Below are 17,856 nucleotides of genomic sequence, written 5' to 3' on the forward strand. Positions count from 1 at the left end.
GCCATAAGAAAGCAGCTAACCATAAATGGTAGGTTTGTTGTATCAATTTACGATATTTAATTCAAATCGCTACCGTCATTGTTGAAACTGTTGATTGTGGTTAAGTTTTGGGTAGTAGCCGGAAATAACCAATACTTACACTGTTAACGGTTTTGCGCTCTTTCTATGAAATTATAAGGCCATGCTGCTATTTGCGATAAAAGCGGTGCTTTTTCGTATTTCCGTGTAAATCCCTTCCTTTACCCCACAACCACACTTCCATCAACTCTCCAGCAAAAATGCTTAGCTTTAAGTGTGAAAAGAACATCCAATATCGGCCTTATCGTCTTTCTGTGGCTTATTCTTACAGCCATTAATATCAATAAGGCGTTTCATATGGATGATGCTTTTCATTTAGAAGCTGCCCGATGGATTATGGAAAATCCCACCCAACCTATGATGGCCAAAATTAATTGGGGAGATTTTGCCGCACTTATCTATGAAGAAAATCAACCGCCTCTTTTGTTTTACTGCATCGCTCTTTTTATGTCATTTTTTGGAGCAGACGAAGTTTTTCTCCATCTTTTAACTGCTATTTTCTGCTTTTTGGCATTATATTATTTCCATCGAATAGCACTAATGCTTCATGTGGCAAAACCCAAAATGCTTCTTGTACTTTTCGCTTTTAACCCTGCATTGGTAGTCAACCAGAACCTGATGACGGATGTGCCCATTCTGGCTATAGCCCTAAGTGTGATTTATTTTCTGCTAAAAGGAAAGGCAACTAATCAGTCGCGTTACTATGTGTTGGCTGCCATCAGCCTCAGCATAGGCTTGCTCATTAAATATACTTTGCTGCCTTTGGTAGTGGTGATATTTGTCGCCATCCTGCTATCAGGACACTATAAAAGATTATTTGTGTTATTAATCCCTGCACTGATACTGCTTGCCTGGTCGCTCTGGAATATTTCCGCATTTGGTGAAGCACACCTGGCTGGCAGAGGAAGTGCAGGAGTTACATGGTACAAAATCAAAGGCTTTATGGGAACGCTTGGATCCATGGCAACTTTCGTGATTGTATTCTTTTATGCTAATTGGCCAGGAAAAATCAACCAATATATCATTTATGGCTTCTTTTCATTGTTTGTATTGGCTGTTCCATTTGTCTATACAGGCTTACTACCAGAAGCAAAGTTTAGTGCGCTGCTAAACTATACTTTTATGGCAATAGGTTTTACCTTGTCAGTTTTGGTGCTTAAGCAAATAGCTGAACGGGTGATGAAAGAGAAATTTTATTATTTCCAATCCCGGGAATTTTTCATTGCGCTTTCCCTGCTGGGGATGACAGCTTTTATCTTGTTATTTGCCCCGGTTCATGCCACAAGGCATATTCTACTGCTTATTCCTTTTCTTATTTTATTGGGGCATACATATTTCGCTAAGGCTACTAATGCCATTAACAGGTTGATCGTTGTAGTTACTATAGTCTTAGGGTTGTTGCTGGGCATTTCAGATTGGGTGTACGCTGATTTTTACAGAAATGCATCGGAAGAGATTGCCATTCCTCAACATCACAGTCAAACTATATGGTCGGTTGGGCACTGGGGTTGGCAATGGTATTCACTTGAAAAGGGTTGGCAACTTTATGACACAAATAATGAAGCAAGTATCAAAAAGGGTGATTTTATCCTTATACCCAAAAACATCTCAAAGCAGCATATTAACCCGGCTTTGCGATTGGATACATTAAACTATTACACGGAAGAGCCTAATTTACTCACCTTCTTTTCGGGTAAGCATTTCGCAAGTATGTACAATACTTTTGCAGATAAACCCGCCTGGAATTTATCTATGCAACCCATTGATACTGTATTTGTGTGTAGGGTGAGGGAGAAGCTTGTTAAGTAAATTTAAGTTTAAGAATTGAGATAAACATAGGTTCAAAAACATTTAACAAAAATAATGTAATTTTGTAAAAAGCATTTAATTATGGATAAGGTAGAGCTAAAAAAGAATTTCCATACGCTGATTGATAGTATTGAAAACGAAAGTTTACTTCAAAATTTTTATGATTTAATCAGGTCAAAAGCAGATTCAAAAAATGGACAAACTTGGGGAAGGTTAAATAGAAATGAACAAGAAGAATTATTAATTGCTTTTGAGGAAAGTGAAAATTCACAGAATCTGATTGATAATGAAACAATGAAAAAAAAGCATAGTAAATGGCTTTGAGTATCAACTGGACGAAAAGAGCAGATAAAAAATTTGATAAGATACTTGAGTATTTACTGTTAGAATGGGGAGAGAGCGTAACAAAGAATTTTGTTAAAAAACCTATGACTTTTTAGATGTGCTATCGGAGTTTCCTGAGATTGAAACCGTTGAAAATGTAGAAAAGGATATCAGAGGATTTACTCTTTTAAAACAGGTTAATATATTTTATAGAATCAAAGGGGATACGGTTATATTGTTAGATTTTTTTGATAATAGAAAACGTCCTTCAAAGAAAAGATTTTAGGTAATTCAAGTCAATTACCTCACTCTCTTTTTCCCATTAATAGATAATTGTTAAGGTTCTGCCCAACATTACTTGTAAGTCGAAAATCTTCTCAACTTTTCAATTCCACACTCTATAAATCACAAAGATTGTCGCATTCAGCACCCTATATTGACAAATTTACACAAGCTTTAACTGCTAAAAGAAATTTACTTTTGAATCATATTTTAACCTTAATTATTGAGATGATGAAAACTGTATTTGATAAAGCAATAAGAGAAGGTCTGGTTCATAGAATTAATCTTTTAGAGGAAGATAGTAAAGCCCACTGGGGTAAAATGAATTTGTACCAAATGCTCGCACACAATACTTACTGGAACGGCTGGATTTTAGGAAAAGGAAACCCTTCTTATTATCAAACCTTTTTTGGTAGAATATTTGGGAAACTAGCGCTAAGAAAAATGATTAAAGATGAAAAACCTTTTGATAAAAATATCCCCACCTCTGATCAGTTTAAAGCAAAAGAATTAAACGGAGATGTAGAAGAGGAAAAAGCAAAATGGGTTTCATTAATGGAAGATTATATAAATTTTAGTAATCCTCAATTCATCCATGATTTTTTCGGTAATATGACTAAAGAGCAGATAGGAGTGCTAGTGTACAAACATACTGACCATCATTTAAGACAGTTTGGAGTATAAAAACACACAACTATCTTCTTAGGGATGTTTTTCATCAACAAGTCATAGGATTTGGAAAAGAAATGAACTAGGTTGAGGTCAGATGGGTAAAATTTTGGAAATCTCCCCTCTAAAATATGCGATAAGCTCCGATAGCAATCTAAGTTTTCTACTAAAATGAAATGTATCGTTTTTCTACTTCTTCTTTCAACCGTTTTTGAATTCACTTCCTACAGTCAGGAAATTGATTCAGTAACATTTTATTATGAATTTGCAGATATACCTGCCGAGCCGATTGGAGGTAGAGAAGCAATTTATGAGTGGATTGGAGCAAATATGAATTATGAATTAATTAAATCTGCCGACACGATAAATTGTGAAAGTTTAAAAGATGGTCGAGTTTTTATATTTTATATTATTACCGTGCAAGGAGATATAATTCAGCCAGAAATTATAAAGGGTTTAGGAGACCCTTATGATTCAGAAGCACTAAGGTTAATATCTGAAATGCCAATAAAATGGACTGTTGCAATAAAGGATGGTGAAAAAGTTCCAATGCGAAACGTAACCGTTATCAGGTTTTGCTCAGACGGAAAAAATGCAGGTGTAAGGGATATTGTAAAATCTAAAAAGACAAGAAAGCTTAAAGGAAAGAATAACTAAATTACAGATGTTATTACCTTCTTATTCTTATCAACAATTGATAATGTTTGGAGAAGAAAGGAATAAGTTTGAGATCAGATGAATGACACTTTAAAAACTCTCGATAAGCTTGGCTTAGTAGTCTCAGACTTTACAACTGAAAAGGAAAGTAAAGAATATGCAGCCTGCAGATTTAAACTCAATGGACTAAATATTATATACAGAGATGCTAAAACCACTCCTAAAAAAGGCGGGCAATTTGTTACGTTCTGGAAAAGAAGTGAGGAAGGGCCAATAGCACCATTTCACGAAAATGATTCTTTTGATTTTTTTGTGGTGAATGTTTCTTCAGAGGGTAAATCAGGGCAATTCGTTTTTCCCAAAGCTATATTGGTTCAAAAGGGGATCATCTCTACGGAGGAAAAGGAAGGGAAAAGGGCTTTCAGAGTATACCCTGCTTGGGACCAAGCACACAACAAACAGGCAAAGCTGTCTCAGCAGTGGCAGCTTAACTATTTTTATGAAGTGGAGCCAAATCTTGATCAGCAAAAGGCAGCTAAATTATATAATATCAAATAAAGCTTAATGGTTGTTTACCTTCACCCTTCGATTGCCCCGAAGGGGTGCCGATGGCGCATCGAGGATGTGTGAAATCTGCATTTGAAATGCAGTATTAAAAAGTCCGTATCCATAATTTGAGTTTTTTAATAACATCCTTAATAAAGCGCTCAATATTTTACCTTTTTAAATCCCCTTCACTCTCCCTGCAATAGTTTCAAAGCCTTTTTCATACTTTCTTCCTTCTGCCTTTTTTCATAAATAGTGGCAGGAGCAGCACGCTCAGCGCAATCGCGCAGTGAACAAAGCTCGCAGGTTTCATTCACCAGCCTGATAGGAATAGCCGGGTCATTCCAGAATTTTACGCGCTTTTTTAAACCCGGTGTAATAAGCAAGCCGATAGAGACACTGCTTTGGTCAAATCCTGCTTCATTCTCTGCACCAGGTTTGGCAAAAGTCCAGATGAGGTATTCATTTTCTGAATCGACATATTTACTGCGCTGGGCTTTACACAGAATGCCGGAACTACCCTGTTCCTGCATGGCTTTCATATCTTTCAGTAAGTCAATGGAGATCCAGCGCCTGCAATAATGCTGATCCTGTGCTGTACCATGCGGGTTGTGCAAACCTGACAAGTGCATTTCTTTGGTGAGTTTATAACGGTTTTCATCCACAGCATTAAAACGTAAGAAAAACAATTCCCTGATGCCAAATTCCTTCGGTAAAAGATTTGTAAATCGATGGAAGAGATTTTCAGGAGAACACCTGTAAGAAGCTAGTAAATGGAGCAAAAACTGCGCATCAAATTTATCTTGTTTCAAAAACTGGCTCATTTGTGGTATTAGCTGCTCTTTAGGAATGGCCAACGAGCAGGAAAAATAAGATGCTTTATAATTATTCAGTACTTCTTCAAAGGAATTGACATCCAGCCAGGCAGTGGTTTTAGGCCTCGGATTCAGCTTCAAATAAGCATAAGCAAGTTCCTGCCCTAGCACAAATGCTTTCTGTCCTTCATTTAAGTTGGCATTCAGAAGTAGTTGAGGAGGATTTCCCTTTAGATAAACGGAGCGCATAGAACTCAACTCTTGCTGGTTTTGTAGCACATCATCCAAAATTTTATATTGATATACTTCTGAAAGTATGTGCTGTAGGCTAAGTAGCTCGTAAGGAAAATCTGCATCTTGTAAATATTCTTTTCTGAAAGCATCTACTGCTTTTTCAAGTTCCGGAAAATAGTTGTCATACATTTCCTGGTAGGAGCGGAGCATGTTAAAGTAAAGATTCTCCACCCTCATCCCATAATTTCTACTGATTTCAATGATGGTACTGAGGAACGCCCCTAACTTATCGGGTGCATTAGACAGTAGTTCCAGTAGAGTAGCGGGTTCAAGGCCGAAAAGCTCCAGCGGCAGCTCTGTCAGCAGGTTAGATTTTAATAATTCACTTACAGGAGCCAGGTTTTTACTCAGCTGAAGAGAGATAAGCCAGTCATATTGCACCCCTAATGCTTCTGCCAATATTCCTATCTTCTCTGCTTTAGGGTATTTCTTACCTTTTTCTATTTCGTTAAGATAAGAAGCAGATAGCCCGCTGATTTCTGCCAATTGTGAAAAAGACATTTTCTTTTCCTGTCGCAACTGCCTTACTTTCAATCCGAATATAAGGCGAACATTATCTTCTGATACTGACATATTTTATATTTCTACTGTGTTTTTTGTTGACTCGCTTTAGGCCAAGGTTCGTGTCTCACGAAGGCCAAGGTTCGTGTCTCACGAACCTTTTTTATGTCCTGTTTCTTGTCTCACAAACCAGAATTTTTAAAAAAAGATATACATTTTGTATTCATTCCTGAAGCGAACAAAATAATTTCAATTTTTTTTCGAAAGCTTTTCTTTATCAGGTGCTTACCCAATCCATTCGCTAATATAGCGAATAAATCTGTATAGCGAATATTCGCTTGATTTATATTTTTCGCTTCTTTACATTTGAAATATCAATCACCAAAAAATGATGCACATGGAAACGAAAGCAGTAAGAAAAAAAGAAGCAAAAACCTCTCATCAGCTCCATCCTTTACTGACCGATGAGGCTAAAACGTTCCTTTACAAGTTGGATGAAATGTTTAACAGTCAGCGATTACATTTATTAGCCGTGCGTGAGGAGAGAGCCCGGCAGATTGCAGATGGCCAAAAGCTGGACTTCCTGCCATCCACACAAAGAATCAGAGACTATGCGCATTGGAGTGTAGCGCCTATTCCTGAAGCCCTGCAGGATAGAAGAGTGGAAATTACCGGACCTGTGGATCGTAAAATGATCATCAATGCGCTGAATTCCGATGCGAAAGTTTTCATGGCTGATTTTGAAGATGCCACCAGCCCTACATGGGAGAACATTATTTCAGGGCAACAAAACCTCTATGATGCAATCAGAAATCAAATTGATTTCACAGCATCTAACGGTAAAAAATATCAATTAAAGAAAAATAGAGCAGTACTAAAGGTACGCCCAAGAGGCTGGCACTTATCAGAAAAGCATTTCCAGGTGCAAGGACGTCCTATTTCAGCTTCTCTTTTTGATTTCGGGCTGTATTTCTTTCACAATGCTCAGGAACTCATTCGATCAGGAAGTGGTCCATACTTTTATCTTCCCAAGTTGGAAAGCCATGAGGAGGCTAGGTTATGGAATGAAGTTTTCGTTTTTGCTCAGGAGGAACTGGGGGTTTCCAGAGGTACTATCAAAGCTACTGTATTGATAGAAACTATTACCGCAGCCTTTGAAATGGAGGAAATTATTTACGAGCTGAAAGATCACATGGCGGGGCTAAATGCCGGAAGATGGGATTATATTTTTAGTGCCATTAAAAAATTCCGCCATGATCCTGAATTTATATTACCTGACAGAGAAGCGATTACCATGTCTGTTCCTTTTATGAAAGCTTATGCTAATTTATTGGTGAAAACTTGCCATAAGAGGGGCGCTCTTGCCATTGGGGGCATGTCAGCTTTTATTCCTTCTAAAGATGAGGAGGTTAACAAGAGAGCTTTTGAAAAAGTGAGAAAAGATAAAACCCTGGAGGCTGAAGCCGGCTATGATGGAACCTGGGTAGCTCACCCTGGCTTAATTCCACCGGTTTTGGAAGTGTTTGATCCTTTTTTAAAAGGAAGAAAGCACCAAAAACATCTGCTAAGAGAAGATTTCACTGTAATGGCCCCGGAGTTAACTAATCCGGAAATTATTTACGGACAGATCACAGAGAAAGGAGTGCGCACTAACATTAATGTAGCATTGCTTTACATAGAGTCATGGTTACAAGGCACCGGGGCAGCTGCACTATACAATTTGATGGAAGATGCAGCCACAGCTGAAATCAGTCGCGCTCAGCTTTGGCAATGGTATCACCATCATGTGGAATTCAAAAATGGTAAAATTTTAAATAAAGCTTTGTTTCTCCGCTTACTGAACGAAGAATTATCAGCTGCCAAAAAGTACCTGGGAGCGGAAAGAACCAACACTGCTAAAATTGATTTAGCAGCTATACTATTGGAAGACCTGGTGATGAATAAGGAATTTGAAGAGTTCCTCACACTTAAAGCATACCCTTTTTTATAAGTCCTTAATTTTTAAAAAAAGAGATTAAATGGATGTCATATCTTAAAATAAACTACTATGAACAAGCAAGAAAAAATTAATGAGTTAATCACTGATTGGACTACTAACCCAAGGTGGAAAGATGTAGAAAGGGCCTACTCGGCAGAAGAGGTTATCAAGCTTTCAGGATCAGTAAAGATAGAATATAGCCTGGCCAGGCAAGGTGCAGAAAGGCTCTGGCACCTGCTTAATACGGAAGAGTATGTAGCTGGATTAGGTGCACTTACAGGAAACCAGGCCATTCAGGAGGTACAAGCCGGGCTAAAAGCTATTTATTTAAGTGGATGGCAAGTAGCTGCTGATGCTAATTTAGCGGGGCAAATGTATCCTGACCAGAGTTTGTATCCGGCAGATAGTGTGCCTAATGTGGTAAAGCGGATTAATAATGCTTTATTAAGAGCAGATCAGATTCAATCAGTAACAGGTGAAGGTAATGTGCATTGGATGGCGCCGATTGTAGCAGATGCTGAAGCCGGATTTGGAGGTAATTTAAATGCTTTTGAACTAATGAAAGCTATGATTGAAGCCGGAGCCGCGGGCGTACATTTTGAAGATCAACTGTCATCAGCTAAAAAATGTGGCCATTTAGGTGGTAAAGTTTTGGTCCCTACTCAGGAGGCGATTAACAAATTGGTTTCTGCCCGCTTAGCCACTGATGTAATGGGAGTTCCTACCATTATAGTGGCTCGTACAGATGCCGATGCAGCCAATCTGATTACAAGTGATATAGATGAAAGAGATTTGCCTTTTATAACAGGTAGTCGCTCTTCCGAAGGATTTTATGCTGTCAGAAATGGTATAGAACAAGCCATTAGCAGGGGAGTGGCTTATGCGCCATATGCTGATTTGGTTTGGTGTGAAACGTCTCATCCTGATCTGGGAGAAGCAAGGGAATTTGCTCAGGCCATTAAAGAAAAGTACCCTGATAAAATGCTGGCTTATAATTGCTCGCCTTCCTTCAACTGGGCTTCTAAGCTAACAGAAAATGAGATGCTGGAATATAGGGAGAGGCTGGCTGAGATGGGTTATAAGTTTCAGTTTATTACTTTAGCAGGCTTTCATGCCCTTAATACAGCTATGTTTGAACTGGCATCAGCTTACAAGGAAAGAGGGATGGCTGGTTACTCCGAACTGCAACAACGGGAATTCGCTTTGCAGTCGAAAGGCTTTAAGGCAGTAAAGCACCAGGCTTTTGTAGGAACAGCTTATTTCGATGCAGTACAGAATACAGTTACCCAAGGAAAAGCTTCCACTCAGGCACTAAAAGGTTCTACTGAGGAGGCACAATTCTAGTTAGCTAAATTGTTTAAAGTAACATAGGTTTACAGCCATGTAAACCTATGTTACTACAAATTCCTACTTAATTCATTGTTTAAATATGAGTTGTATTGAATTCATTTAAATTCTTCCACCGCATCACTTAAATCGTACACTTTGGCGTCAGGTAATAATCTTTTTACGATGCTAAAACCAGTAGCAGATCTATATCCACCAGCACAATGTATAATAATTGGTTTTTGCTTATCAATCTCAGAAGTCCTCTCTCTTAATTCAGGCAAAGGAATATTTTTAGCTGATTGAAAGAATTTGCCATCAGCTACTTCTGAAGAGTTGCGTATATCAATGATGGTATAAGCATCAGGGTTTTTTCTAAAATCCTCTAAATTTATTTGCGGATCCTGTACCGTTTCACCTTTAGGTTGAACTACAGCAGCTATTAAGTTGCTTTCATAACCTATTTTAGCGGCTCTGTAAATGGCGAAGTCCAAGTCTTTGTTATTTTGAGCTACTAAATAGTATTTCTCATTGGGTCCCACTATTGAGCCCAACCAGGTCTCGAATTTATCGTCTTTTTTATTCTGTATATTAATAGCTCCTTTAAGGTGACTTTTTTTAAACGCTTCCTGTGGCTGGGTGTCTATAATAAGCGCGTCTGAAGGGATTTCTGCTCCCTCTTTCTTTTCTACCTTTTTAATGGCTTCCTCTAATTCTGTTGCACCGCGTCTGTTAACTTCTACGCTATTAGGAAAGTATTTAGGTATAAAGGACTGTCCCTCTAAAAAAGCATCTATAAATTTTGCTTTATCTTTAATTTGAAAGGCCCAGTTATTTGCCTTTTCTCTCGCTATGGTGCTGGTTAAGTCACTACTCATATTTTTTCCACATAATGAACCAGCTCCATGGGCAGGGTAAACAATGGTGTCATCAGCCAAATCTTTAAAAATGGTGTTAACTGTGTTGTACATCATTCCTGCTAATTCTTTCCTGCTTGCCTGAATATTGCCGGCACCTTCTCTTAAATCTGGTCGTCCCACATCTCCTACAAATAAAGAATCTCCAGTGAATACAGCTTCTTGTTTGCCATTTTCATCTATCAAAAGATAAGAGTTATGATCTGGTGAGTGGCCTGGCGTAAATAATGCTTTAAATGTGACTTTTCCGATTTGTACCTCATCACCATGTTTCATAGGTGTAAAATCATAGCTTACACCAACTTTCTCATTTATATAGATTTCGGCTTTAAATTTTTCCTGAATTTCTAAATGGCTGCTGATAAAATCAGCATGAGGATGGGTTTCAAAAACAGCTACTATTTTTGCATTGTTTTCTTCAGCAAATTGAACATAGGGGGTAATGTCTCTTGAAGGATCTACTAAAGCTACTTTACCATCACTTTCTATTGCAAACGAGCCTTGAGCAAGAGCCTGATCGTAAAAATGTTTAATATTCATGGTTTTCTATTATTTAAATACTGACTTCGTTACTTACTTTTTTAACGAATCTTAAATGCACAGGATAGTAACATTTGTTACGCTGAAGAATTATTTTCAGTGTATTCAGTGGAGGAGCTAATTTTTTTACATAAAAAGCTCTTTGTATATCATAAAAGATCCCATAATTAAGACAAACCAGCCAAAACCTTTTTTCAGTTTAGCTCCATCAATTTTATTGGATAAATAGGAACCTATAAAAATTCCTGCAATGGCAATGCCAGAAAAGGTTAATAGAAATATCCAGTTGATAGCTCCGCCTGCTTGCACATCTCCAATAAAACCTATTAAAGATTTCACAGCAATAATTAATAAGGAAGTTCCAACGGCTTCCTTCATAGGCAGTTTTGCTAAAACAACAAGCGCAGGAATAATGAGAAATCCACCACCTGCACCTACTAATCCGGTTAAAGCACCTACTACCAGCCCTTCTAAAATAATAAGAGGGTAATTAAACTTCTGAGTCTTTTCTCCACCTTCTACATCTGGAGCTGGTCCTTTTTTGTCCTTAATCATAGAATAGGACGCAGCAATCATCAAAAGAGCGAAAATTACCATAATTCCTATAGGTAATGTAATTTCTAAATCACCAATAAAAAACCAGGATTGTGGTAAAGCAGGCACAACAATTAAACGTGTCAGGTAAACTGCTATAAAAGCGGGAATGGTAAATACTACTCCTGTTTTATAATTTACCATGCCTTTTTTAGCATAATTTACCCCGCCAACCAGCGAGCTAAACCCTACAATAAAAAGTGAATAGGCAGTTGCTGTTACCGGACTGATGTTTAATAAATAAACCAAAACCGGAACTGTGAGAATTGAACCTCCTCCTCCAATTAAACCTAATGAAATACCTATTACGGCAGCGCCTAAATATCCTAATACTTCTATCAATGTCATAAGCTATACTTTATGACGCAAAAGTAGAATGAGTGAAGTTGGCAAGGTGTAACAAATGTTACCATCAATATTGAATTACGACTTAGTTTATTTGTTGTTGATAATATTCTCTCCCTATGAAGAGGAGGTAAAGCGAGTAAACTTAATAAAAAAAGATTGCTGTTGAAAACACCAACTACAGGGGACAGGCTCTCAGGCTCTCTTTAATTAATAAAAACACAAATAAGATATAAGCTTTTAAATTAAATAGAGCGTATCAGGCAATTACATGAGAATCAATGATAAGTATTTGAAAGTGAGTAATAACTGATTGCGCATTGTGTAATCTGCTTTTAGATTAAATATAAAACTCGGTCCAATTCCTTTATATAGTTGAGTTAAGAAACCATTCTTGAACTTATCTTCTTCATACCTATATCCAAAATATTGTGAGATGATCAAGACAGTATTTAACCAAAAAAAAACCGGTTGAAAACCGGCTTCTTCTTAATCATGTATTTTTAGGTGTTTTACAATGCGTACTGTTGCAGTTTCCTGTGTAGCAACTTTGGTTCATAATTGCCATCATGCTGAAAGCAAAACCGATGGTGCCTGCAAGTAAATCAGTCTCTATTATACTTATTGTCAATAAGTATATACCGATTACCAGCTTAAGCCATCTCACAAACGACCATGAAGTGTGAAAAATGGTGCGGATCATTCTATTTTTTGATTCAATGAAGTCCAGCCTCCTCCGTTATAAACTTTATGGTAGCCTTTGGCAATCAATATACTTTTAGCACGGCTGCTCCTCATGCCTGAAGCACAACAAGTTATAATTGGCATATCCTTATCTCTCAATTTATTTAAATTATTTGCTAAGCTACTCACAGGTATGTTGAAAGAATTTTTGATATGGCCTGACTGAAATTCGTCTTTAGTACGTACATCCAAAATAATGGCTCCTTCACTAATCAATTTTTTATAATCTACAGGAGCACCTAGTCCGAGTATTCTTCTTAAAAAGCTCATGATGTTACAACAGAGTTTTCAGCTGCATACCAGGAACCTCCATTAAGGCTTTTAATCCCATGGGAAAGCAAAATTTGTTGAGCCATCGCACTTCTATTGCCAGATGCACAACATACAATAATTTCACCTTCAATTTTCTTTACCTCTTCCAATCTGGCTTCAATTTCATTTAGAGGGATATTAACGGAGTACTGCGCATGTTCAAGAGCAAATTCTCCGGCTGATCTCACATCAATAATTGTTTTATTTATGAGTTTTTTCATTTTTGTTTATTTAATACAATGCGAATTAAGGTAGTTTCAAAAGATAGTTTTGTAACATCTGTTACCTTTCCCAACGATGGGTTAACTCGAAAGTGTAACTCGGAAAGAACAAAATTAAGATTGCTTCTTTCTTGTGGAAATGCCAAAAGGTAAGTAGAGAGGACAAAAACTGATGAAACTGGTGATAATAAAACTGATGGCCAGTATTCCTAAAACTACAGCCACAGTTCCACTGATAATCCCAAAATAATATAATACGCCTACTGCAATTGCTAATAAAATTCTGATAAATTTATCAGCGGTACCCATATTTGCTTTCATAATCGTGCTAATTTGTTTTACTAAATGTAGAGTCAATCATGAAGGAACTTTGTAACAATTGTTACACTAAAAAAGAGATAGACAGTAGAAAGTATTTACTGAAGACTTTTTAAATATGATCTAAACTCCTCAGTATTAAAATCGCCCATGCCGGAGTGGGTAAGCACTAAATCTCCTTTAGCATCAATAATATAAGTGGTGGGGATGCTTTGAGTATGATATAAGCGGGGAATTCCTCCGGGAGCTTGAAAGATTTCAAAGTCAAACTCTTTTTTACGGTGCAGTTTAATGGCTTTCGAAAAATCATCATCCACGGAGAGCATAATAAATGCTACCTTGTTTTTGTCAACTGATTGATATAGTTTGTTGATCCCAGGCATTTCTGCAAGGCAGGGTGGGCACCAGCTGGCCCAAATGTTCAGGAAAATTACTTTACCTTTCAAAGATTTCATATCCAGTTTTTCTCCTTTTGAATTAATCAATTGCATGGAGAAGTCGGCTTTCGGATTTGAAAAATTATCGGAAGGTTTTTCCTGTTCAGTTACATCAGGATTGAGCAAGCCGGTAACCAGTACTCCGCGCTGAACAAAGCCTAGTACTTCAGTATGTAAGCCTGTTAAATAAAGTATTCCAAAAACACTTAAAATTACGCCATACTCTATTATACTTTTTTTCATGTTTTTCATAAGTTAAGATATTTAAGCTACCGCCTCAGAAATTTTGGCAGTAATGGTTTTTGTACGATCGCTATATTTAAAGATTCGTATTTTAAAAGATGTATTCATCGTTTCGATTTTTTTATGAAACTAGTTTAATTCATAAAATGAAAAAATGAAGCGGTAATATTTGTTGCCGCTTCATTAATAGTAGGGTTAATTCATCATCCGGTTTTCACTTCTAAGCTTTTGTTTTTTAGTATAACTACTTGAATTTATAATTGGTACCAGGTACTGTTGAGAAGGAATATTTGTCTAATTTTTTACTGGAAGCTCTGCCATCTAAAGAGGGAGAAACCGGGGAGTGTTCCTTCAGATAATCTATTACTACATCATGAATGGTATAATCTTTCACAATGATATCTTGTAAATTATCCATCCTGCATAAACTGTTGATTGGGTCACCAGGTCTAACACAAGCTGAAATGGTATACATAGTATTCTGCTCAATTGGTTTTCCATTTACTGTAATAGATTGAACTCTATCTCCTTTTTCTTTTTCTATATCAAAGTTTACTCTCATTCCTGAAAACCTTACCATCCACCCTCCAAAACGTTCATTAGGATTAGGTGCAAAAGCATTATGTATTTCCTGCTCCAGCCAATCCTTAATTTGCTTGCCACTTGCTTTCCCCGTTTTAACTTTTTCATTTACAGGTAAAATATTCCATAAATTAGCCATAGTAATGGGGGCTGGCTGATTGTTTATGGGTACAATAGGATTTCCAAAGCGGAATCCATTTGAAATGGCTATGTCTGCTCCGGTTTTCCATTTTGCAGCATCTGTAATCATGTTATCCATAGGGTTTTCTACTGTCAGATACCTGAAAAGTGGAGTGTTGGTATATCCTATAATAGTCTCAAGGTTATTCTGATATGGTTTTTTAGCTTGATCAATCAGCTTTTGCATTTCCTCGTCTGCAGGATAAACCTCAGGGTCTACTTCAATCAATTCATATTCATCATCAACTTTTTTGCCTTCCACAAAATGAAGAGTTAATTTCCCCACAAAAGAACCAAAAGCTCCCGGTTCTGCAACTTTTGCATATTTTCCAACAATAGGTTCCCGAATTCTTTCATGTGTGTCATTTCCTAATATATAATCTACATTTTCGGTTACCTTATTATTTGATAAGTCAATTTGCTTAAAAACTCCAATATGTGTTACTAAAAATAAGACGTCTACCTGTGCTTCATTTTTCACCTTATCAATTAGTTTTTCAAGTTTATCATCTATTTTGCTGAATGATATACCTTTGCTAAAAGTAGGATTTTGTCTGACAGGAACATCAGGGTCGTTAACCCCAATAAATCCAATTTTAACACCACTTATCTCTTTGACCCAATAAGAAGGGAATAGGTTTTCCTGATTTGATTCATGCTGCATGTTTTGCGCTATTACCTGGGTTTTATATCCATTCATCACCTTTAGCATTATCTCTTTACCGTAAACCACCTCCCAATTGCCGGGAATCATCAAATCATACTCCATCTTTGCAATCAGTTCAGAAAATATTGAACCTTCGGATAATGAAGCATAACCGCTTCCCTGAATCATGTCTCCACCATCAACAATGATGGTTCCGTTGGGGTTTTTAATGCGCTCCTGCTTAAATAATGTAGCAATATTGGCTAAGCCACCTCTTTCTTTAAAAACTATTTCTCCTTTTTCCCAAAATAATTCCGGGTGGGAATCCAGCTGGCCATGTATGTCTGCTGTTTGTAGTATGGTGATACGCACAGTATCTGTTGAAGCTTTACTTGATAAGTCCTCTTTTTTTTCTGTTGGGTTACACGCACCTAATAAAAAGGCGAATAGCCCGCTTGTCATTACAATAAGTTTTTTCATTAAAAATATTTTAGAAGTTATGTGCCTTACAGACTGAGGCTATAATACCCTTTCTTCTGAAGCTGAAAATTGTAAAGTATGCCATTTTCAACTATTTTAATTTCATCAGGTACTTGTGATGGATCAACCTTGAATTTTGATAAAGAAAAGCCACAAGCTACAATTTGTACATTCGCTTCTTTAGCCATTTCAATAAACCCATCCATTTTCTCACGATCTGTTATGTCACCTATTTCTTTTCCACAAATAACCACTACGAATTGCCCAAATGAGGCTTCATTTTCACTTTTAAGAGCTTTTGCACTTAAGATAATGGGTTTTAGTTGAGCAATTTTTTTAGAGAGTACAACATAGTTATCTGTTGTTTTAGTGTTTTGTGCCTGCGTTTGTATACTTAAAAGCACTGATAAAATGATTAATGAGTTTATTATTAAAGTTTTCATATGATTAATATTTAACATTTGAAGTATTATTTAAGACAAAGAAAAGTAGCCCTCCTAATATTGCTATATTTTTAAAGAGAGGACCTAATGTTGATAACTGCCCCACTTGTACAGTGAGTGTAATAGGAATTAAAACTGTAATAAGTATTATTGCAGACCATTTGGTTTTTATACCTAATGAGAAACCAATACCTGCAACAACCATTACTATTCCGGAAGAAATAATTAACCATTTTGGGTCAATTATTGCGCCTATTATGTCAATAAAGTTAGCATTAGCCAGTCTTTCGCTTGTTTTTTCTAAATTGAACAGATGGTTAAAACCGGCTACAATGAAGATTCCACTCATGAGAACCCTCAAAACTTTTACCGAAAATCGGCTGATTAGGAGATCATTCATTTTACATTTATTAAGTTTAAATGGAGCTATTTTACAAACTGGCGGAAATGATTAGTACCCCATTGAAAATAAGCCCTGATAGCTGTCTGTGAAAAGGCTATCATTTGTGTAATTTAATTTTAGAATACTGTTGTGAGTGGCTTAAGATTTAAGCTACAAAGTATCTAAGTAAATTCAATTAGCTGCTGAATATAGCTTGGACAAGCACTCTTAATATTAAAAGAGGTGAGCCTAACTTATTGAATCTATTAAGGTAAAATGAATTAAGATTGGGGTGGTGGAGAGTGGTAGGTAAGATACCTGGTACTTAAATTGGTAAAAAATAAGCTGTTGTATTGGGAATTGACAATTATTACTTTGTCATCCCAGTTAAAAAAGCTGACTTCTAAAAGATTATTGCAAAAGTTATCGATTGTTAGTAAATGGATTTCTTTAGCGGATAATTCTGAAGCTGTATTTTCTAACAATGTGGCAGCTATCTTCTTTTTGCAAAGAGGTTTTGTTAAAACTATCTCCTCATTAGTAGATAGTTTGGTGATGCTACGACCATCAATAGCTATCAATTTTGCTACAAACAAAATGATTAGAGTGATTGATATGATGCTTCTCGCTGGCATTTTTACAAATGTAAACTAAATATGATTGATCTAATGTAACTAATGTTACCCAGTCTCATTTTAAATCAATCATTCCTGAATTTCATGCAGGAATGATTGGTGTAATTGATTCTAAAGTTTTTGGTATGGCTATTAATGAGGTAGTTTATGTCTTATTTTTCCATAGACATAAGTGCCTAACATAGCAGAGGCAATTACTACCAAAATTACTCCAACGCCATTTCCTAATAAAATAAACATTGGGCCCGGACAAGCCCCGGTAATGGCCCAACCAAGGCCAAAAATTGTACCTCCAATTAAATAACGTGCCCAACTAAACTTTTTAGGAATAATTTGGATAGGTTCTCCATCTATTGATTTTAGCTTTTTTCTTTTGATCCATTGAATTACAATAATTCCTATCATTATCGCAGAGCCTATAACTCCATACATATGAAATGACTGAAATTTAAACATCTCATATATTCTAAACCAGGAGATCACTTCAGCTTTAGCCAGTGTGATTCCAAATATTGCACCTATAAATAAATATCTAAAAATTTTCATTTGTGTTGTTAG

General features: G+C 36.6%; 19 protein-coding genes. 7 read left to right on the forward strand and 12 right to left on the reverse strand.

The window, feature by feature from the left end:
• Window positions 1–294 precede the first annotated feature (294 nt).
• The 5 genes from IEV85_RS06700 (at window position 295) to IEV85_RS06720 (ending at window position 4,377) form a co-directional block, all read left to right on the forward strand.
• Window positions 295–1,887: a glycosyltransferase family 39 protein gene (locus tag IEV85_RS06700; protein WP_188461503.1), complete on the forward strand. Its 1,593-nt coding sequence runs from the start codon at window positions 295–297 to the stop codon at window positions 1,885–1,887.
• Between the two features lie 81 nt (window positions 1,888–1,968).
• Window positions 1,969–2,211 carry a hypothetical protein gene (locus tag IEV85_RS06705; protein WP_188461505.1) on the forward strand — a complete coding sequence of 81 codons (243 nt, stop codon included), beginning with the start codon at window positions 1,969–1,971 and terminating at the stop codon, window positions 2,209–2,211.
• 414 nt (window positions 2,212–2,625) lie between these two features.
• Entirely contained in the window at window positions 2,626–3,177 is a 552-nt protein-coding gene (locus IEV85_RS06710; protein WP_229712524.1) for a DUF1569 domain-containing protein, read from the forward strand.
• A gap of 156 nt (window positions 3,178–3,333) precedes the next feature.
• Entirely contained in the window at window positions 3,334–3,819 is a 486-nt protein-coding gene (locus IEV85_RS06715) for an energy transducer TonB (protein WP_188461507.1), read from the forward strand.
• Between the two features lie 78 nt (window positions 3,820–3,897).
• The gene (locus tag IEV85_RS06720; RefSeq protein ID WP_188461508.1) at window positions 3,898–4,377 is read left to right on the forward strand and encodes a MepB family protein; all 480 of its coding nucleotides are present in this window, start codon (window positions 3,898–3,900) and stop codon (window positions 4,375–4,377) included.
• 176 nt (window positions 4,378–4,553) lie between these two features.
• On the opposite strand, the gene IEV85_RS06725 is transcribed toward IEV85_RS06720, so the two are convergent.
• Window positions 4,554–6,047 carry a helix-turn-helix domain-containing protein gene (locus tag IEV85_RS06725; protein WP_188461509.1) on the reverse strand — a complete coding sequence of 498 codons (1,494 nt, stop codon included), beginning with the start codon at window positions 6,045–6,047 and terminating at the stop codon, window positions 4,554–4,556.
• A 325-nt stretch (window positions 6,048–6,372) separates the two neighbouring features.
• On the opposite strand from IEV85_RS06725, the gene aceB reads away from it, so the two are divergent.
• Window positions 6,373–7,965 (forward strand): malate synthase A, encoded by a 1,593-nt coding sequence (aceB, locus tag IEV85_RS06730; RefSeq protein ID WP_188461510.1) that lies wholly within the window; start codon window positions 6,373–6,375, stop codon window positions 7,963–7,965.
• A 57-nt stretch (window positions 7,966–8,022) separates the two neighbouring features.
• On the forward strand, window positions 8,023–9,297 hold the full coding sequence (gene aceA, locus IEV85_RS06735) for an isocitrate lyase (protein ID WP_188461511.1): 1,275 nt from the start codon (window positions 8,023–8,025) through the stop codon (window positions 9,295–9,297).
• Between the two features lie 101 nt (window positions 9,298–9,398).
• Here the strand turns inward: aceA and IEV85_RS06740 are convergent, their stop codons facing one another.
• The 11 genes from IEV85_RS06740 to IEV85_RS06790 form a co-directional block, all read right to left on the reverse strand.
• Window positions 9,399–10,736, reverse strand: a complete 1,338-nt coding sequence (locus tag IEV85_RS06740; RefSeq protein WP_188461513.1) for an MBL fold metallo-hydrolase — start codon at window positions 10,734–10,736, stop codon at window positions 9,399–9,401.
• 126 nt (window positions 10,737–10,862) lie between these two features.
• On the reverse strand, window positions 10,863–11,678 hold the full coding sequence (locus IEV85_RS06745; RefSeq protein WP_188461515.1) for a sulfite exporter TauE/SafE family protein: 816 nt from the start codon (window positions 11,676–11,678) through the stop codon (window positions 10,863–10,865).
• Between the two features lie 696 nt (window positions 11,679–12,374).
• Window positions 12,375–12,689: a rhodanese-like domain-containing protein gene (locus IEV85_RS06750; RefSeq protein WP_188461517.1), complete on the reverse strand. Its 315-nt coding sequence runs from the start codon at window positions 12,687–12,689 to the stop codon at window positions 12,375–12,377.
• Window positions 12,686–12,952, reverse strand: coding sequence for a rhodanese-like domain-containing protein (locus IEV85_RS06755; RefSeq protein ID WP_188461519.1), 267 nt, complete (start codon window positions 12,950–12,952; stop codon window positions 12,686–12,688). The genes IEV85_RS06750 and IEV85_RS06755 overlap by 4 nt, the downstream gene beginning before the upstream one ends.
• 114 nt (window positions 12,953–13,066) lie before the next feature.
• The gene (locus tag IEV85_RS06760; RefSeq protein ID WP_188461521.1) at window positions 13,067–13,273 is read right to left on the reverse strand and encodes a YgaP family membrane protein; all 207 of its coding nucleotides are present in this window, start codon (window positions 13,271–13,273) and stop codon (window positions 13,067–13,069) included.
• Between the two features lie 95 nt (window positions 13,274–13,368).
• A complete protein-coding gene (locus tag IEV85_RS06765; protein WP_229712525.1) occupies window positions 13,369–13,950 on the reverse strand; it encodes a TlpA family protein disulfide reductase in 582 nt (193 codons plus the stop codon).
• A 244-nt stretch (window positions 13,951–14,194) separates the two neighbouring features.
• Window positions 14,195–15,838, reverse strand: coding sequence for a bifunctional metallophosphatase/5'-nucleotidase (locus IEV85_RS06770; RefSeq protein WP_188461525.1), 1,644 nt, complete (start codon window positions 15,836–15,838; stop codon window positions 14,195–14,197).
• Window positions 15,839–15,864: 26 nt separating this feature from the next.
• Window positions 15,865–16,281 carry a sulfur reduction protein DsrE gene (locus tag IEV85_RS06775; protein WP_188461527.1) on the reverse strand — a complete coding sequence of 139 codons (417 nt, stop codon included), beginning with the start codon at window positions 16,279–16,281 and terminating at the stop codon, window positions 15,865–15,867.
• 4 nt (window positions 16,282–16,285) lie between these two features.
• Complete coding sequence (locus tag IEV85_RS06780) at window positions 16,286–16,681, reverse strand: DoxX family membrane protein (RefSeq protein ID WP_188461529.1); 396 nt, start codon at window positions 16,679–16,681, stop codon at window positions 16,286–16,288.
• Between the two features lie 263 nt (window positions 16,682–16,944).
• Window positions 16,945–17,298 (reverse strand): hypothetical protein, encoded by a 354-nt coding sequence (locus IEV85_RS06785; protein ID WP_188461531.1) that lies wholly within the window; start codon window positions 17,296–17,298, stop codon window positions 16,945–16,947.
• Window positions 17,299–17,430: 132 nt separating this feature from the next.
• Window positions 17,431–17,844 (reverse strand): YeeE/YedE family protein, encoded by a 414-nt coding sequence (locus IEV85_RS06790; protein WP_188461532.1) that lies wholly within the window; start codon window positions 17,842–17,844, stop codon window positions 17,431–17,433.
• Window positions 17,845–17,856: the final 12 nt, after the last annotated feature.

The organism is Marivirga lumbricoides (assembly GCF_014636295.1).
Classification (GTDB): domain Bacteria; phylum Bacteroidota; class Bacteroidia; order Cytophagales; family Cyclobacteriaceae; genus Marivirga; species Marivirga lumbricoides.

What these genes read in the sequence shown, in the direction of transcription:
- IEV85_RS06705 (WP_188461505.1), top strand. Translation starts at nt 1,969, where the DNA reads ATGGATAAGGTAGAGCTAAAAAAGAATTTCCATACGCTGATTGATAGT.
- IEV85_RS06715 (WP_188461507.1), top strand. Translation starts at nt 3,334, where the DNA reads ATGAAATGTATCGTTTTTCTACTTCTTCTTTCAACCGTTTTTGAATTC.
- IEV85_RS06720 (WP_188461508.1), top strand. Translation starts at nt 3,898, where the DNA reads ATGAATGACACTTTAAAAACTCTCGATAAGCTTGGCTTAGTAGTCTCA.
- IEV85_RS06725 (WP_188461509.1), bottom strand. Translation starts at nt 6,047, where the DNA reads ATGTCAGTATCAGAAGATAATGTTCGCCTTATATTCGGATTGAAAGTA.
- aceB (WP_188461510.1), top strand. Translation starts at nt 6,373, where the DNA reads ATGGAAACGAAAGCAGTAAGAAAAAAAGAAGCAAAAACCTCTCATCAG.
- aceA (WP_188461511.1), top strand. Translation starts at nt 8,023, where the DNA reads ATGAACAAGCAAGAAAAAATTAATGAGTTAATCACTGATTGGACTACT.
- IEV85_RS06740 (WP_188461513.1), bottom strand. Translation starts at nt 10,736, where the DNA reads ATGAATATTAAACATTTTTACGATCAGGCTCTTGCTCAAGGCTCGTTT.
- IEV85_RS06745 (WP_188461515.1), bottom strand. Translation starts at nt 11,678, where the DNA reads ATGACATTGATAGAAGTATTAGGATATTTAGGCGCTGCCGTAATAGGT.
- IEV85_RS06750 (WP_188461517.1), bottom strand. Translation starts at nt 12,689, where the DNA reads ATGAGCTTTTTAAGAAGAATACTCGGACTAGGTGCTCCTGTAGATTAT.
- IEV85_RS06755 (WP_188461519.1), bottom strand. Translation starts at nt 12,952, where the DNA reads ATGAAAAAACTCATAAATAAAACAATTATTGATGTGAGATCAGCCGGA.
- IEV85_RS06760 (WP_188461521.1), bottom strand. Translation starts at nt 13,273, where the DNA reads ATGAAAGCAAATATGGGTACCGCTGATAAATTTATCAGAATTTTATTA.
- IEV85_RS06765 (WP_229712525.1), bottom strand. Translation starts at nt 13,950, where the DNA reads ATGAAAAAAAGTATAATAGAGTATGGCGTAATTTTAAGTGTTTTTGGA.
- IEV85_RS06770 (WP_188461525.1), bottom strand. Translation starts at nt 15,838, where the DNA reads ATGAAAAAACTTATTGTAATGACAAGCGGGCTATTCGCCTTTTTATTA.
- IEV85_RS06775 (WP_188461527.1), bottom strand. Translation starts at nt 16,281, where the DNA reads ATGAAAACTTTAATAATAAACTCATTAATCATTTTATCAGTGCTTTTA.
- IEV85_RS06780 (WP_188461529.1), bottom strand. Translation starts at nt 16,681, where the DNA reads ATGAATGATCTCCTAATCAGCCGATTTTCGGTAAAAGTTTTGAGGGTT.
- IEV85_RS06785 (WP_188461531.1), bottom strand. Translation starts at nt 17,298, where the DNA reads ATGCCAGCGAGAAGCATCATATCAATCACTCTAATCATTTTGTTTGTA.
- IEV85_RS06790 (WP_188461532.1), bottom strand. Translation starts at nt 17,844, where the DNA reads ATGAAAATTTTTAGATATTTATTTATAGGTGCAATATTTGGAATCACA.